The organism is Burkholderia territorii, assembly GCF_902833055.1.
Classification (GTDB): Bacteria; Pseudomonadota; Gammaproteobacteria; order Burkholderiales; family Burkholderiaceae; genus Burkholderia; species Burkholderia territorii.
On the sequence record NZ_CADFEJ010000172.1, the window covers coordinates 1 to 425 of the forward strand.

1 protein-coding gene is annotated in these 425 nt (G+C 71.3%); it reads right to left on the bottom strand.

The window, feature by feature from the left end:
• Nucleotides 1-48: 48 nt before the first annotated feature.
• A partial coding sequence (locus tag HW466_RS31580; protein WP_176316194.1) for an RES family NAD+ phosphorylase occupies nucleotides 49-425 on the bottom strand: 377 nt, incomplete at its 5' end.

A 425-nucleotide genomic window follows, 5' to 3' on the forward strand; every position in this document is an offset into this window, starting at 1 on the left:
AGACTCGACATCGGTATCTCCGGGGAACGCGGGAATAGGCGGCCGGCCTCAGCCGACCTGGTTCAGCTCGAACACCACGTCGACGGCCGAGCCGTTCCAGTTGTATTCGAGGTAGGCGGCGTGATGGCAGTCGCGCAGCAAGGTGGTGCGGAACGCGGCCAGGCACTCGCCGCCGCGATCGCGCACCGAGGGATAGGCCAGGCCCGCGAAACCGGCGCCGCGCACCATGCGCCCGAAGGCCTGCCCCGCCGAATAGTCGAGCGCGTCGAGCTGGGCCGGGTCGCGCTCGGGCCAGGCGCGGATGTCGGCCACCTCGCCCTGCGCGGCCACGGTATAGAGCCGCATCTGCTGGCGCATCGGCTTCTCGCGCGTGGCGGCCAGGAACAGGCCGGTGTGATGGCGCGTCTCGGCGATCGCGGTGGCGC